At 67.1% G+C, this 14,816-nt stretch carries 20 protein-coding genes and 1 pseudogene; 9 read left to right on the top strand and 12 right to left on the bottom strand.

Annotated elements, in window-relative coordinates:
- Nucleotides 1-7: 7 nt before the first annotated feature.
- The 6 genes and pseudogenes from U1700_RS01750 (at nt 8) to U1700_RS01770 (ending at nt 3,466) form a co-directional block, all read left to right on the top strand.
- Nucleotides 8-439, top strand: a complete 432-nt coding sequence (locus U1700_RS01750) for a hypothetical protein (protein ID WP_332749611.1) — start codon at nt 8-10, stop codon at nt 437-439.
- A gap of 404 nt (nt 440-843) precedes the next feature.
- Nucleotides 844-1,032: pseudogene (locus tag U1700_RS15550) on the top strand (histidine kinase dimerization/phospho-acceptor domain-containing protein); the annotation flags it as partial.
- Nucleotides 1,021-1,515 carry an ATP-binding protein gene (locus tag U1700_RS15555; RefSeq protein ID WP_443025893.1) on the top strand — a complete coding sequence of 165 codons (495 nt, stop codon included), beginning with the start codon at nt 1,021-1,023 and terminating at the stop codon, nt 1,513-1,515. The pseudogene U1700_RS15550 and the gene U1700_RS15555, both read left to right, overlap by 12 nt.
- Nucleotides 1,516-1,542: 27 nt before the next feature.
- Entirely contained in the window at nt 1,543-2,280 is a 738-nt protein-coding gene (locus U1700_RS01760; protein WP_332749615.1) for a TrmH family RNA methyltransferase, read from the top strand.
- Nucleotides 2,280-2,903, top strand: coding sequence for a DNA-3-methyladenine glycosylase family protein (locus tag U1700_RS01765; protein ID WP_332749617.1), 624 nt, complete (start codon nt 2,280-2,282; stop codon nt 2,901-2,903). The genes U1700_RS01760 and U1700_RS01765 overlap by 1 nt, the downstream gene beginning before the upstream one ends.
- Before the next feature lie 53 nt (nt 2,904-2,956).
- Entirely contained in the window at nt 2,957-3,466 is a 510-nt protein-coding gene (locus tag U1700_RS01770) for a hypothetical protein (protein ID WP_332749619.1), read from the top strand.
- On the opposite strand, the gene U1700_RS01775 is transcribed toward U1700_RS01770, so the two are convergent.
- From U1700_RS01775 to U1700_RS01785, 3 genes are all read right to left on the bottom strand, one after another.
- Nucleotides 3,429-3,989, bottom strand: coding sequence for a J domain-containing protein (locus U1700_RS01775; RefSeq protein WP_332749621.1), 561 nt, complete (start codon nt 3,987-3,989; stop codon nt 3,429-3,431). The genes U1700_RS01770 and U1700_RS01775 overlap by 38 nt on opposite strands.
- 66 nt (nt 3,990-4,055) lie before the next feature.
- A complete protein-coding gene (locus U1700_RS01780) occupies nt 4,056-5,156 on the bottom strand; it encodes an alpha/beta hydrolase (protein ID WP_332749623.1) in 1,101 nt (366 codons plus the stop codon).
- 136 nt (nt 5,157-5,292) lie between these two features.
- Nucleotides 5,293-5,859, bottom strand: coding sequence for a DUF1993 domain-containing protein (locus U1700_RS01785; protein ID WP_332749624.1), 567 nt, complete (start codon nt 5,857-5,859; stop codon nt 5,293-5,295).
- Between the two features lie 350 nt (nt 5,860-6,209).
- On the opposite strand from U1700_RS01785, the gene U1700_RS01790 reads away from it, so the two are divergent.
- Together U1700_RS01790 and U1700_RS01795 are read left to right on the top strand one after the other, a co-directional pair.
- On the top strand, nt 6,210-6,872 hold the full coding sequence (locus U1700_RS01790; protein WP_332749626.1) for a YoaK family protein: 663 nt from the start codon (nt 6,210-6,212) through the stop codon (nt 6,870-6,872).
- A gap of 65 nt (nt 6,873-6,937) precedes the next feature.
- Complete coding sequence (locus U1700_RS01795; RefSeq protein WP_332749628.1) at nt 6,938-7,633, top strand: hypothetical protein; 696 nt, start codon at nt 6,938-6,940, stop codon at nt 7,631-7,633.
- Between the two features lie 50 nt (nt 7,634-7,683).
- On the opposite strand, the gene U1700_RS01800 is transcribed toward U1700_RS01795, so the two are convergent.
- From U1700_RS01800 to U1700_RS01810, 3 genes are all read right to left on the bottom strand, one after another.
- Entirely contained in the window at nt 7,684-9,135 is a 1,452-nt protein-coding gene (locus U1700_RS01800) for a hypothetical protein (protein ID WP_332749629.1), read from the bottom strand.
- A gap of 92 nt (nt 9,136-9,227) precedes the next feature.
- Nucleotides 9,228-9,920, bottom strand: coding sequence for a pirin family protein (locus U1700_RS01805; protein ID WP_332749630.1), 693 nt, complete (start codon nt 9,918-9,920; stop codon nt 9,228-9,230).
- A 38-nt stretch (nt 9,921-9,958) separates the two neighbouring features.
- Nucleotides 9,959-10,483, bottom strand: coding sequence for a gamma carbonic anhydrase family protein (locus tag U1700_RS01810; protein WP_332749631.1), 525 nt, complete (start codon nt 10,481-10,483; stop codon nt 9,959-9,961).
- An 83-nt stretch (nt 10,484-10,566) separates the two neighbouring features.
- Here U1700_RS01810 and U1700_RS01815 point away from each other — a divergent pair, with 83 nt between their 5' ends.
- Nucleotides 10,567-10,959, top strand: coding sequence for an MAPEG family protein (locus tag U1700_RS01815; RefSeq protein WP_332751087.1), 393 nt, complete (start codon nt 10,567-10,569; stop codon nt 10,957-10,959).
- 4 nt (nt 10,960-10,963) lie between these two features.
- Here the strand turns inward: U1700_RS01815 and U1700_RS01820 are convergent, their stop codons facing one another.
- The 6 genes from U1700_RS01820 to U1700_RS01845 all read right to left on the bottom strand — a co-directional run bounded on the left by U1700_RS01820 (nt 10,964) and on the right by U1700_RS01845 (nt 14,813).
- The gene (locus U1700_RS01820) at nt 10,964-11,335 is read right to left on the bottom strand and encodes a hypothetical protein (protein ID WP_332749633.1); all 372 of its coding nucleotides are present in this window, start codon (nt 11,333-11,335) and stop codon (nt 10,964-10,966) included.
- A gap of 104 nt (nt 11,336-11,439) precedes the next feature.
- Nucleotides 11,440-12,111 (bottom strand): glutathione S-transferase family protein, encoded by a 672-nt coding sequence (locus U1700_RS01825; protein ID WP_332749634.1) that lies wholly within the window; start codon nt 12,109-12,111, stop codon nt 11,440-11,442.
- Nucleotides 12,112-12,160: 49 nt separating this feature from the next.
- The gene (locus U1700_RS01830; RefSeq protein ID WP_332749636.1) at nt 12,161-12,352 is read right to left on the bottom strand and encodes a hypothetical protein; all 192 of its coding nucleotides are present in this window, start codon (nt 12,350-12,352) and stop codon (nt 12,161-12,163) included.
- Between the two features lie 124 nt (nt 12,353-12,476).
- Nucleotides 12,477-12,926, bottom strand: a complete 450-nt coding sequence (locus U1700_RS01835; RefSeq protein WP_332749638.1) for a hypothetical protein — start codon at nt 12,924-12,926, stop codon at nt 12,477-12,479.
- An 82-nt stretch (nt 12,927-13,008) separates the two neighbouring features.
- Nucleotides 13,009-13,809: an undecaprenyl-diphosphate phosphatase gene (locus U1700_RS01840; protein ID WP_332749639.1), complete on the bottom strand. Its 801-nt coding sequence runs from the start codon at nt 13,807-13,809 to the stop codon at nt 13,009-13,011.
- 11 nt (nt 13,810-13,820) lie between these two features.
- On the bottom strand, nt 13,821-14,813 hold the full coding sequence (locus tag U1700_RS01845; RefSeq protein ID WP_332749641.1) for a complex I NDUFA9 subunit family protein: 993 nt from the start codon (nt 14,811-14,813) through the stop codon (nt 13,821-13,823).
- Nucleotides 14,814-14,816 lie beyond the last annotated feature (3 nt).

The following is a 14,816-nucleotide window of genomic DNA, read 5'->3' on the forward strand; positions in this document are numbered from 1 at the left end:
CTTCGCCATGACCAGGCTCCTCTTCTTCGCCGTGCTGCTGGCCGCGACCGCAGCCTATTCCTTCTGGCGCGGCGATCGCGAAAGTCGGCTGGCGGCAGCGCTGTGCGTCGGCGCGGTGGTGATGACACAACTCTTGCTGCAGCCGGTCACGCACCGCTTCGCCTCGGTCGAAACCGGGGTGTTCGCGGTCGATCTCGCCACCTTCGCCGGCTTTACCGCAATCGCGCTGGGCAGCTCGCGCTTCTGGCCCTTGTGGATTGCCGGCCTTCAGCTGACCACCCTGATCGGTCATGTGCTCAAGGCGATCGACTGGTCGCTCCTGCCGCGGGCCTATGGCGCGGCGACCGTGTTCTGGAGCTACCCCATCCTCCTCATCCTCGTCATCGGCGCGTGGCGCGCGCATCGCCGCCGGCGCGCCTCTGATTGCCCCACCGCCTGATCGGCTCAGGGGAGCCCGATTACCGCACCGCCTGATCGGCTCAGGGGAGACTGGCCACCCCACCGCCTGACCGGCTAAGGGGGGGCATGGCACTCCCGACCCTCTCGATTGCCCTGCTCGACGCGATCGAGGAACCCGCCCTCGTCGTCGAGAATGAGCGGGTCGCCGCCGCCAACGTCCCGGCCCTTGCCCTGCTCGGCGAGCGCATCGTCGGGCGCGACATCCGCTTCGTGCTGCGCCACCCCGATGCGCTCGAGGTCATTCTTCCGGGGCGCGGCGGATCGCGCGAGATCGGTGCTTTGGGCGGGCGCGAGCAGCCGTGGACGATCATCGTCCGCCCGCTGCCCGACGGGGTTCAGCTCGTCCGCCTGATCGACCGCAGCGCGACCCTTTCGGCCGAGCGGATGCGAACCGATTTCGTCGCCAACGCCAGCCATGAACTGCGCACCCCGCTGACCACCATGATCGGCTATGCCGAGACGCTGGCCGAAGAGGGCGCCATCCCCGACGACCTTCGCATCCGCTTCGGCACCACCATCCACGGCGAGGCGCGGCGGATGCTGCGCATCGTCGAGGATCTGATGAGCCTGTCGCGGATCGAGGCCGACCGCTTCGTCCCCCCGACCGATCCGATCATGCTCGACGAGATCGCCCGCATCGCCGCCGTCAACGCCGCCCCACTCGCTGCGCTGCGTCAATGCGAGATCATCCTCGACGTGGCGCCCGCCGGCCCCGTCGCGGGTGATTTCGGCCAATTGCTCCAGCTCACCGACAATCTCGTCGCCAATGCCGTGCGCTATGGCGGCGGCACTCCAGTTCACATTGAAACCAGAACCACCGCTGACCGCGCAACGCTTCGCATCATCGATCAGGGCGAGGGCATATCGCCCGATCACCTCCCTCGCCTGACCGAGCGTTTCTATCGCATCGACGCCGCGCGCAGCCGCGATTCGGGCGGTACCGGGCTGGGCCTGTCGATCGTCAAGCATATCGCCGAACGTCACCGCGCCGCGCTCGATATTCGCTCGGTGGTCGGTAGCGGGACCGAAGTCGCGGTCGCCTTCCCCTTGCTCTGAGCCCGTTCGCGCCGCATGGGGACGCGCATGGCCCGCAAGCGTTCCCACCCCGCCCACAGCAGCAACCGCCCGCGTCTCTGGGGCCGCCACGCGGTCGCCGCCGCGCTCGACAATCCCGATCGCCGCGTGCTTCGCGCCTGGGCGACGCGCGAGGGTGCCGCGCTGATGAACTTCCCCGCCGACATCCCGGTGACCATGGCCGATGTCGCCGACCTTGGCCGCCTCGTCCCCAACGACGCCCCCCACCAGGGCCTCGTCATCGAAGTCGATCCGCTCGAGGATGTGTGGCTCGGTGACGTCCTCGCCGACGCCCCCCCGAAAGGCGTCCTCCTCGTCCTCGACCAGGTCACCGACCCGCATAATGTCGGCGCTATCTTCCGCTCGGCCGCGGCGTTCGGGGCGATCGGCATCGTCACCCAGGACCGCCACTCGCCGACCGAGGGCGGGGTCCTCGCCAAAGCCGCCTCGGGCGCGCTCGAACGGGTGCCGTGGGTTCGCGTCGTCAACCTCGCCCGCGCGCTGGAGGAAATCGCCGAAGCCGACTTCTGGCGCATCGGCCTGACCGGCGACGCCACGACCGACCTCAAGGACGCGCTCGGCCCGCCCCGCGTCGCGCTGATCCTTGGCGCCGAGGGACCCGGCATGCGCGCCAACACCCGCGACCATAGCGACGCGCTCGCCCGCCTGCCGATCTCTGCTGCGGTCGAAAGCCTCAACGTTTCCAACGCCGCCGCCATCGCCCTTTACGCGGCCAGCATCGTCTGATGGTCCACAGCGTGGAAACCCTCCACGCCAGCCTTGACGCGCTCGCCGCGATCGAGCCCGGCTTTGCGAAGGTCCTCGCCAGCCACGGCCACCCCGAACCGCGCCAGTCCGATCGCGGGGTCGCCAGCCTGATGCGGACCATCGTCGGCCAGCAGGTCAGCGTCGCCGCCGCGCGCTCGATGTGGGCCAAATTGGAAGGCGCATTCGGCTCGCCCCCCGATCTCGACGCCATCCTCGCCGCGACCGACGAGGAACTGCGCGCACTCGGCCAGTCGCGCCAGAAGGCGTCCTATCTCAAAAGTCTCGCCGCGCTTGTCCGCTCGGGCGAACTCGACCTCGCCCATTTGCCCGCCGACGACGAGGAAGCGATCGCGCTACTCACCCGGATCAAGGGCATCGGCCGCTGGTCAGCGGAGATTTATCTGCTGTTCGCCGAAGGCCGCCCCGACATCTGGCCCGCCGGCGACCTCGCCGTCCAGATCGAAGTCGGCCGCCTCCTCGGCCTCCCCGACCGCCCCAGCGAAAAACAGCTCCGCGCCCTCGCCGAGAAGTGGAGCCCCCACCGCGGCGCCGCGGCGGTGCTGGCGTGGCACAGCTATAATATGGTCGGCACCGCGATTTAGAAGATGCTAATCTTGATCCGGCATATGGCGGACTGAACTGCTGGAGATCTTCCTTGCGTAAATTATTCGCGCTGGTCGCGCTTTCGCTCTCGGCATGCTCGTCCTTGCCCGATCCCGCCTACGGCCCGCCGACCGAGGTTGAGGCGAAAACTGGCTATATCGCCGGAGAGTTGGCGCTGGCCGACATGTTCGAGGGTCGCCCGGTGGCAAAGGCCAGTGAATTTCCCAACGAGGCGATTGCGACCGTCATTGATCGCACGACGCTGTTAAAAGAGCTTCAGATCGAAGGCGGCATCCTGGCCCTGCGCAACATCGACCCGATCGACAAGGTGACCGTAGCCAATTGCAACTGGGAACGGATCGATCCCGGGAACGTCGATGCCGATGCACGCCCGCTGATCGGCGAGCATCCCCCCGGCGCCTATTTCTGCAAGTCTGACGTCTATGTGACGCAAAATTACGGCATCAAGGCCAAGGCGGCCACCACCGGCTATTTCTTCAAAAATGGCAGCGGCGAATGGACGTTCATCGGCCAGGACGCCCACGGTTTCGACCGCTACTGAATGCGTCGGGTAAATCCGGCCCTGCCACCACCTTCATCACCACCTCCCCGTCGCGGCCTATCACCACCGCACCCGGCGGGGGCGTCGCCGAGGTCATCGCGAAGGTGATCAGCGTGATCAGCGCCGCAATGCCCAGCCCTACCGCCTTGCCCCACGTCAGCGTGAACGCTTTCGATCGCACCCCGGCGCTACTTGGCCCACTCCACCCCGGTCGCGATCGCTGAGGCTTCGATTCGACATCGGCATACCGGGCATAGGCCGACCGCGCGTAGGCCGACCGTGCCCGGGCCGATCGTGCATTCGCCGACCGCGCCCCACGCTGCCAGTCATAGCTCGCCCGCCGTGCCTCGTCGCGCAGGCAGGCATAGGCCTCGTTGATCGCCTTGGCCCGGGCGTCGGCTTCGGCGGTTGCGTTCACGTCGGGGTGGAACCGCCGCATCAAGTCGCGGTACGCCGCCTGGATCACCGCAATTTGCGCGCCCGGAGCGACTCCGAGGATCGCGTAATAATCGTCGCTGGCCATCACCCCGCGATGATACCCAAGATCGAGCCGTCGTCAAAACGCCCGCTCCGCCGAACCGCCGCGGCCCTATCGGCGGTCGAGCACCGGGCGGAGGCGAGCGACGGCATAGTCATTGGCCGCTGCCGCGCCGCGAACGACCGCGCCCATGCCGAAGAATTCATGAGTCACTCCGGGAAAGGTGTGCTGCTCCACACTCACCCCGGCGCGGCGAAGCGCGGTGGTCAGCGTCAGCCCGTCCGACAGCAACGGATCGATTTGCGCGCTGACGATCGTCACCGGCGGAAGCCCGCGCAGGTCTGCCTTGACCAGGTTGATTCGCGGATCCTGCAAATCAGCCGGGGTTCGAGTGTAATAATAGCCGAACCACGGCAGGTCGGGGGTGCTCAGCGGCTTGGCATTGGCCGCCATCCGGCGCGAGGGCAGCATCATGCTCGAATTGGCGATCGGATAGACTGAGACGATGTGGCGCGGCATCGGCAGATGCTGGTCACGTGCGGCAATCGCAGTGGTGATGGCAAGGTTGCCGCCAGCGCTCTCACCGACAAAGGCCAGCCGGCGGACATCCCCGCCCCACTTCGCCGCGTTGGCCAGCGTGTAGCGATAGGCGGTGACGGCATCGTCATGCTGCGCCGGGAATTTAAACTCGGGCGCGTGGCGATATTCGACCGACACGACCATCGCGTTAAGCTTCTTCGCCAGCATTCGCGGGGTCGAGTCATAGACGTCGAGATTGGCGATGACCCACCCGCCACCATGATAATAGACGACCGTCGGCAGCAGTCCGCGCGTGCGTCCGGCAGGGGTGTAGATGCGGACGACCTGTTCCTTGTCGGGGCCATAGGCGAGTTCGCGGGTGACGACCGAGGGATCGGGCGCAGTGCTCATCCCGCGCCGGCGAAGCACGACGGCGACGGCATCGGCGGGCGACGGCTGGGCGCGGGCCCGGGCCGGGGTCAGCGAATGGATCGGGCGGGCACCCAGCTTGGCGAGCCCGTTGAGCACAGCCTGCATGTCGGGCGCCGCGGCCGGGGGAAGCTGGCGCGACTGGGGCCTGAACATCGGTGGCCGGGCATCGGGTGAACCGGTCGGCGAGCTTTGCGCAATGGCCGTGCTGGCAAGCAGCACGAGCGGCGCCGCGAGAACCGCGCGGGCGAAATTGGATGTCATTGCTGCAAAAACTCCTGTCATTCCCCCAATGACTTAACCCGGCGCAGCCGAAGGCGTTCCATGGCCTACATTGCGTCGGGCTCTGGTGGAGTCGCATCTTGCGCGCCGCGCCTGCGGTCACGTCGTTCGCCGACGGTCAGGCGCCAGGCGCCACTTGCGGTCGGAAATAAGGCAGCAGGTGCGGCACGTAATCGGCCTTCCCGAGCGCCACCTTGTGGCTGCGCAGGATCGCATAGGCAGTCATGACGTGGAAATAAAACTGGGCGAGCGTCCAGTCGCGCGCATATTGCTCTGCGGTCAAATCCAGCGTCATGCCGTTCGGAAGCGGGTGGGCAAGGGCGCTGTCCGGCTCCCGGTCGAGCGCATCGGGCGCAAGGCCGTCCAGCAATGCCAGCGTCTCCGCAATCCGGGCCTGGGCATCCGTGATCGAGCCGGGCCGCTCGCCCGCATTGCGCCCTTCATCGAGCAGGGTCGCGACCGCATCGGGGAGATCCTGTCCGGTCAGCCGCGCCACCGCTTCCTGCGCCTGCATGCAGGCAAAGCGGATCTGGGTCGAGAGCGGAAACATGTCCGGCGCCAGTCGCGCGGACAGCAGGGTCTCGGCTTCGTCACCCGGCATTTGCTCCTGCGCCTTGGTCAGCCATCCGGACAGTGTGCCGAGCATCTGCGTGAAAGTCGGCACGAGCAGTTTCGTCAGGGACATGGCCAGCTTTCATCGAGGTGACCGAACCGCGCTATCCGATGGCTGGGCGGGCTGTCCATCGGCTTGAGCAGCGCATCCTCACGAATTTCCTGTCCTACAGCCAACCGATGCGCCTAGCCCGATCCGATGCGTGCCGACTCACCTGCCCTGCCTCACGTCACCCTCCCGCAAGGCGGAGAAACAGGATCCGGAAAACTCGTCATCACCGCGAACATGTGTGAACATTCGCCAGCGAGCGAGCGAGCGGCAGCGAAAGGCGAGCCAACGAAGACTCGCGAGCGGCAGCGACCCGCGAGCGAGCGACAGCGACAGGCGAGCCAACAAACGCACCAAGCCTACCAGTCTCGTAAATGACCAGTCTCGACACCCGCTCGCGCCTGCTCGCCGCCGCCCTGTCCGCGCTCGCCGGGTTCGTCGACGCGATCGGTTTTCTTGGCACGGGTGGCTTCTTCGTCTCGTTCATGAGCGGCAATTCGACCCGTCTTGCCGTCGGGGTTGCGCGCAATGCCGCCTTTGCCGCGACTGCGCTCGCCCTCGTCGCGGCGTTCGTTGCCGGCGTGATGATCGCCGCGCTCATCGGCCAGCGCGCCGGCCCGCGCCGCGCGCCGGTCGTGCTGCTGCTGGTCACCGCGCTGCTTGCGCTCGCCGCGATCCTCGCCCCCCTGGCGCCGCCGCTCGCCACCTTTGCCGTCGTCGCGGTGGCGATGGGCGCCATCAACATGATCCTCGACGGCGCCCTCGACGGCAAGGGAGATGTCCGCCTCGGCGTCACCTACATGACCGGTACATTGGTCCGCATCGGCCAGCGGCTCGCCACCGCTCTCAGCGGCGGCGATCGCTGGGCCTGGGCGCCGTTCCTTCTGCTGTGGCTCGGGCTGGTCGCCGGGGCGATCACGGGCGCGCTGACGTTCGGCTGGCTCGGGCTCGGCACGCTGTGGATCGCGACCGGCGCGGCGGCGCTGATGACCCTGATCGTCCTTCGCCACCCCCTCACCGCCCCCGAAACACGCTGATGCGCCGATCCATGCTATCCTCCCGTTGCCGGACGCGATCACGCGCCGAGTCGGGGAGTGGACCTATGCGCAGCCTGAAGCTTGTCACCGCCACCGCGTTATTGTTCACGCCCTCGTTGGGCCTTGCGCAGGACGGGTCGGCCATGGTCGGCGTCAAGCAGAAAGCGTGGATGGTCTCGAACTTCCGCAGCTTCGATTGTGCGCTGTCCGGTTCGCCGGCTTCCCTCTCCGGCACCGGTACCGTCTCGTTCGACTCTAGCGGCGACGGCGGGATCGAGATTGCGGTTTCGACCGGCCCTGATGGCGCGCCTGTGGTCTCGGCCCACGCCATCAACACCAAGGGCACCGGCGCAAACAACGGCCGCGGCATGAACAACACGTGCGTCATCCGTGCAGCCGACGGCGCTGATCAACCCAAGGGCGCAACTTGCGACCTGTCGGGCGACGCGAGCGCGCCGACCGTCCGGTTCACCGTGCCGCTATCGGCGTTCGGCGACGGCTCGACCGCAAAGAATTACGTCGGCCACGTCACCCTCATCAAGCAGCGCACCGTCTCCCCGCTGATCCACATGTGGCAATCGAAGAAGGGCTATGATTATTACAAGGCGCAGTCCGACATGTCGTCGGCGCACGCCAGTACCAATCCGCTCTACACTCCGGTCGCGACCTGCAGCACCAATGCTCTCGCCGAGAAGACCCCGCCCAAGGGCGGCGGCAAACCGATGACCTCTACCTACGATCTTGTGTTGCTGAAGAAGTAGGGGCGTTCTTGTTTGAAGCGCTGTGCCAGCCCGGTGCCGTTCTTCGCGAACTAGCGTCTCTTGCCCATCGAATGCCGCCGCGCATCAAGCCGGCGGAAGACGCGCGGGCCTAGGTCGAGGCGGAGCGGCGCCATTCGGCGGTCGATGGTCGGCGCCTCGCCCTCGTCACCAGGCACTTCGTCGCTGACCCCGGTGGCGCGGCCAAGCAGGAAGCTGGCCGAGGTCTGGCCCTTGGCGGTGCCCCACTCATAAAGCGCGTTGAACGCCACGATCGGCACGAACAATCTCCGCCCGCCGACCTCGTAAGCCCGAACCTGGGCCAGCGGCAGGCTGACCGCGCTCTTCAGCGTGATCGTCGAGAGCGGCGCGATCGCGTCGATCCGGTCCCCCGCCCCGACCGGCGCGTCGAAGAAGCGCTTGAGCTCGTCGTCCTGCTCCTCGCCGGCATTGATCATGCACGCCTCGACCAGCACCTGGCGGGCCGGGCCGTTGCCGCTGTTGGTGACGACAACGTCGAACTCGACGCTGGCCTGCGCCTCGTCGACGATGGCGCGGCTCGGGACCAGCTCGATCTCGAGCCATGGCCTGAGCCGGGTCGAGACGATTCCCATGGTCTGCAGCGATGGCGTGGTCGATGGGGTTGGCGGAGGCGGCGGCGGCGCAACCGGAGCAAAGCCGTCGGGCCGCTTGACCGTTATCCCGCCGCTGACCGGCGCTCGCAGCAGCGGCGCTGCGGTCGGGGCTCGTTGACGCTCGGGGATGGCTTCAGGCGCTGGCGGCGCCTGCGGCGGGACGTAGCCGACCGGCTCGGGCCGCTCGGGCACAAAAGTCCCCGCACCGTCATACGCCGGCTCGCGCCGCCAGCGGGCCCGCAGCAGCCAGGCCACCACCGCCCCGCCAGCGAGCAGCAGCGCGATCAGCCACGGCAGAAAGCGCGCGCTGCCCTCGCTATCGGGGGACAGCGACCCGGTGGAGCCGATTGGCTGTCCGGCGATCCCCGCGACCCCATTCTCATTGGCCGGCGTGGGGCTGGTGCCCAGCGGATCGGCGGGCGGCAGCGTGACAGTCACCCCGCCGCCGCTCGACGGCTGGTTCGCGACCGGCTGCGGCGGTGCCACCGCGACCGGGCGCGCTGCCGACGGAGTGGTCACCGTGGCGGGCGCTGGCGGCGGCGCAGTCGTCCGGGCCGGGGCAGTGTTCGTCGCCGGCGCCGTTTCCCGCGGCGGGGTGCGCGGGCGGCCCGGCACGGCGCGGGGCGTGATCAGGTCGGGCGGGACGTCGGTCGACGGCGGCACTTGCGCCGCAGGTTTGCTGCCGAGCGAAAAGTCGCGCAGCTGCGCCGGGCCGATCGTGCCCGCGCTATTGCCGCTCGAATTGCCACTGCTATTGGCAGGCGCGGCCTGGCCAAGCGCCGCCACCGGCAACACGCCGGCAACGATCCCCGCCACTCCGCCCAGGAAAGCGCGGCGCATCATCTGCCGTCCGCGCGAGAAGTTCATCATTCAAATGCCTTGTTGCACGGCGCCGACCGCGATCCTCCAGCCCCCGCGGCCTCATGCCGCCAACCGCGCCGCCGGGTCAAGCAGGCAGGTTTCTACCGGGCGTCCACCAGCACCAGTTCGGCGGCCTCGCTCGCCACAATTTCGACCCGCGCCTCGCCCGTGATCGCAATCCCGTCACGCGCCCCCGCCGCCACGCCATTGACGGTCACCGCCGCCGACGGGACAAGGTACAAGTGCCGGCCTGGATCGGCTTCGTAGACCAGCGTCTCGCCCGCCGCGAGCGTCGCCCCCAGCACCCTGGCATCGGCATGGATGGTCAGCGCACCGTCGCTTTCGTCCCCGCTTGCCAGTAGCTGAAACGACCCGTCGCGTGCCGCCTTGGGAAAGGGCATCGCGCCCCAGCCGGGCTTGACCCCGCGGCGATCGCTTTCGATCCAGATCTGGAACAGCGTCGTCTCTTCGTCCTCGAGGTTATATTCGGAGTGGGTGACCCCCGTGCCGGCGCTCATCACCTGCACGTCGCCGGCCCCGGTGCGGCCCTTGTTGCCAAGCGAATCCTGGTGAGTGATCGCGCCTGTCCGCACATAGGTGACGATCTCCATGTCGCGGTGGGGATGCGGCGGGAAGCCCGATTTCGCGGCAATGCGATCGTCGTTCCACACCCGGATCGCGCCCCACCCCATGCGGGCGGGCTCATGATAGCTGGCGAACGAAAAATGGTGGCGGGCGTCAAGCCAGCCATGGTCGGCGTGGCCGAGCGAAGCGAAGGGGCGGATGTCGATCATGCAGCCAAGATGGGACGTCGGCGCGCCGCCGCCAAGTGTCACCGATGTAACCGCAAGCCCGCCGCATAGCGCGCCGCCTTGTCGGCATAATGCACCGCCGATTCCAGCAGCCGCTGCTGCTCCTCCCGGGTCAGCGCCCGCATGGCTCGCGCCGGCGATCCGACGATCAGCATCCCCGCGGCAAAGCTCTTGCCTTCGGTCACCAGCGCCCCTGCCCCGACCAGGCAGCCGGCGCCAATCTCGGCATGGTTGAGCACCCGCGCGCCCATCCCGATCAGGCATCCCGCCCCGACAGTGCAGCCATGAAGGATCGCCTGGTGCCCGACGGTGACCTGTGCGCCCACCGTCAGCGGCGCGCCGGGATCGCTGTGGCAAATGGCGCCATCCTGGACATTGCTCATCGACCCGATCCCGATCGGCGTATTGTCGGCGCGGATCACCGCCCCGAACCACACGCTGGCGTTCGCGCCCAGGATGACTTCGCCGATCAGGTCGGCCGAGGGCGCGACCCATGATCCCGCGCCCAGCAGCGGCACGGCGCCGTCGATTTCATGGATCGCCATGACCACAGCCTAGCGCGACGCCCCCCGCTTTGACAGCGTCCCCGCCACCCGCCACACCGGGACACGCACAGGGGGACTTTATGATCAGCATCGAACTCAGGATACTAGCGTGGGGCTGCCTGCTGGCGCTGATCCACGTCTTCGCCGCAGGGCGGGTCAGGACGAAGCAATATGGTACCAAGTGGAACATGGGCGCACGCGACGAGGCTGTCCCTCCGCCAAGCCCGCTGGTCGGGCGGATGGAACGAGCGCAGGCCAATTTCTTCGAAACCTTCCCGATCGTCGCCGCTGCCATCCTGATGATCGAAGCGACCCACCGGACCAGCGCCCTGACCATGCTCGGTGCCATGCTGTGGCTCGGCGCACGGGTCATCTATCTGCCGCTTTACGCCGCAGGCATCCCCGTCGTCCGCAGCGTCGCGTTCATGGTCAGCATGGTCGGGATCGTCATGCTGCTGTGGCCCCTGCTGCGGTAAGCCGCTATTTTTTGGGCGGCAGCGAATAGGTCATCGACAGGCTCGACGGCGATCCGCTGAAGTCGACGCTCAGCCGGGCAGGCGTAGCGGCCGACGCGTTGCGGATCAGCGCGGTCTCGCCGACCGCAAAGTCATGCGCAAAGGTCCCGCCCGGGGCGACGCTGGCGATGCTGGTTTCGCCCGTCTTGCTGCGCGACAGGATAACCACCCCGGTCTGGCCAACATTTTTGCCCGCGACCGACATCGGCGATGACTGGTCGCCGCCGAGTTCGAACGTGTCCGACGGCGGCACGGTCAGCTCGCTGTGCCCCGCGCACGCCGCCGACGGCAGCACCATCGCGGCCACGGCGACCATGATCTTTGCGAACTTGTTCATCTGCTTGCTCCCGGCTTGTTACGCCGCAGATACGACTTCGCCGCGCGCCCGGATGCGGGCCGGATCGCCCTGAAGTCGACCCGGGAATCAATTTGGAAATGGATCTAGAAATCGACCTTGTCGTAGTGCGCGGGCGGCACGATCACTTCCATCCGCTCGCCCAGCAAAGGGCGGAACGCGGGCCGGCTTTTCATCACCGCATACCAGTCCCTGGTCTGCTTGTGCCCGCGCCAGTCGAGTGCCCCCAGATAGTCGACCACACTCAATTGCGCGGCGGCGGCAAAATCGGCCAGGCTCAGTCCCGGCCCGGCAATCCAGCGGCGGTGGTCGAGCAGATAATCGAGGTAATCGAGATGCCCGTTGGCGACCTTCATCGCCTGGCGAAGCACTCCCGTATCGGGGCTTTCGCGACTGACCAGCCGTTTGCGCATCCGCTCGTGCATCAGCGGCTCGACCACTTCGCGAAACAATTTCTCGTCGAACCACTGGGTCAGCCGGCGGATCTCGGCGCGCATCGCCGAATTGCCGTGGAGCATCGGCGACTTGTCGACCGTCTCGTCGAAATATTCGCAGATCGGCTGGCTCCCGATCAGCGTCAGGCCAAGCTCGGTTTCGACCAGCACCGGGGTCTCGCCCGCCGGGTTGAGGTCCATGAACTCGTCGCGCCGTTCCCACGGGTTTTCGCGGACCAGTTCATGCGGCACGCCCTTCTCGCCAAGGACCAGGCGAACCTTGCGCGAAAAGGGACAGAGCGGGAATTGGAACAGTTGCCACATGTGGCTTGCTTTAACGCAGGCAGCGGGCGCGTCCACCGGCTTGAGGCGATTATCCCTCGGTTGTCGGCTGGGTCGCTTCGATCCGGTCGATCATCCGGTTGCGCAGCCACAGCTCGCAATCGGTCGGCTTGGCCAGCGCCCGCGCCGCCGCGGTCGCCGCCGTGTCATCCTCGGCCTCGACCCACTCGGCGGACGCGATTTTCCCCTGCAGATCAAGGCAATATAGACGGTAACTGGCCATGGGCCCTCCCCATCGCCTAGATTTCACAAAATTATTCGGTGATCGAGTCTGCCACCCGACACTTTGCAAAATAAAGTTTCGGCTAAGCAACGTATCGGGTTGCGGACATGCCTGCCCGATCAGCTTAGCGCCGGGGGTAGTCAGGGCTCGGCAGATTGGCGGTTTCGCGCTCGATCGCCGCAGCCGCCTGCCCCAGCGCCTGCTGGATCGCCGGCATTGCGCGCTGCATGCCGCGCGCCATGTTCTGGACCATGACCGTCTGGTTCGCGACATCGCGCTGGATGTCCTGCGCGACATAGGGGTTGTTCCGCGCCGTCTCGCTGCCCACCGTCCGGCGACGATCCTGCGGCGTGACCGGTCGCCCCTCGACCGCCGCCTGCATCTCGCCGACGGGCAGGTTCATGAACGCATGGGTCAACGCCCCCGCCATCCGAGCCAGCTGTCCCGGAAGCGCCGGGTCCATCACCTGCGGCGGAAGGCTCGGCACGGCCCCGTGAGCGGGCAGTGGCGGGGCATACTGCGCGCCCGCCGGGGTTGTCAGCAGGAGCAGCGGGACAAGGACCAGAAGGCGCATATCGAAATCCTACATTCAGTGAATATTATCGCGACTCGCCAATGCCATAGCATAATATTTGACCGTCTCCGAGCGTCACGCCTCAGATCGTCGTCAACCACGCCAGCGCGGCCCCCCCAGCCAGGATCCGGTACCAGGCAAACGGCCCGAACCCGCGTTTGGTGACGATCGCCAGAAACGCCTTGATCACGACCAGTGCGACCACGAACGAAACCAGCATCCCCAGACCGATCATCGGCAATCCGATCGGCCCGAGGTCGTGGCGGTTCGTGAACAGCTCGAGCACGGTCGCCCCCGCCATGGTCGGCAGCGCGAGGAAAAAGCTGAACTCGGCCGCAGTGCGCCGCTCGACCTTGAGGCACAGCGCGCCAAGGATCGTCGCGCCCGACCGGCTGACCCCCGGGATCATCGCCAGGCACTGGATGAAACCAATCGCCATCGCGGTCTTCCACGGGATTGCCGAGACCGAGGCGATATCGCCCGGCTTGACCACGCGCTCGATGACCAGGATCGCGATCCCGCCGACGATCAGCGCGACCGACACGATCATCGCCGATCCCAGCATCGCCTCGATCTGCTTGTGAATGACAAGCCCGATCACCGCCGCCGGCAAGAAGGCGATGAGGATGTTGCGGACGAACGCAAAGGCCCCGGGCTCGCGCTTGATGAGCCCCATGATCACCGCCACGAAGGTCCGCCAGTAGAGCACCACCACCGCCATCATGGCCCCCAGCTGGATGACGACGTTGAACACTTTCCACGTCTCAGGATGATAGCCGAGCAGCGCGTTGGCGAGGATCAGGTGGCCGGTCGAGGAAACAGGGAGAAACTCGGTAACCCCCTCGACGATGCCGAGCAGGATGACGACGATGATGATCGGCACGGGCGTTCCTTTTACAGGGAAGCGGGGTCGGCAGACGCAATCTTGCGCGGGGCGAAGCGTCCACCACGATGAAAACGGTCGAGCCATGCCGACGCCACGGCGGCAAGCGGGGTGGGGGTGATGTCGAACGCCTCGAGCCCTGGCATCTCGGCCGCCACGACATTGTCCGACTGGAGCATCGCCCACTGGTCACGGGTCAGCGGCGCACCGGGCAAGAAGCCCAGCCGGGCCATTTGCGCCGCAATAAAATCGGGCACCCCGACGACAGCGGGTGACTGGTTGGCCAGCGCGGCAATCGCCTCATTGAGCGAACGCATCGTCATCACCTCGGGTCCGCCAATCTCGTAGGTCTGGCCGCCATGCGACTTGGGATCGAGCGCCGCCGCCGCGATCGCCTGTGCCAGGTCGGCGACATAGACCGGCTGGAAGCGCGTGCCCCCCGCGATCACCGGCAGGATCGGCAACCGCGACATTTGCGCAAAACGGTTGGTCAGCTGGTCCTCGCGCCCGAACACCAGGCTGGGGCGGATGATCGTCGCACCCGGGAAGGCGAGGCGCACTGCGGCCTCGCCCCCGGCCTTCGACCGGCCATAGGCAGACGGGCTGGTGGCCGATGCGCCGATCGCGCTGACCTGGACAAATGCCGACGCCGCCGCCGCCGCCGCGGCCTCGGCGGCATGGCGCGCGCCCTCCACATGGACCGCGTCGAACTTGCCCTTAAGGATGCCGACCAGGTTGATGACAGCCGACGACCCGTGGCAGGCGCGATCAAGGCTTTCACGATTTCCGAGCGACGCTGCGATGAAGCTTGCCTGCCCGACCCCGGCCAGCGGCTGAAGGAAATAGGCGCTACGCGGATCGCGCTGGGCGACGCGCAAGCGGACGCCAACGCGAAGGAGCGCCTCGCAGACATAGCGGCCGATGAAGCCGCCGCCGCCGATGACGGTTACGACTCTGGGCATGAAGTCGGGGGTTTGCGAAGCGTCGGAAGGGCTGGCGATCATGGC

The sequence above is a fragment of the Sphingomonas sp. RB1R13 genome (genome assembly GCF_036663775.1).
GTDB lineage: Bacteria > Pseudomonadota > Alphaproteobacteria > Sphingomonadales > Sphingomonadaceae > Sphingomicrobium.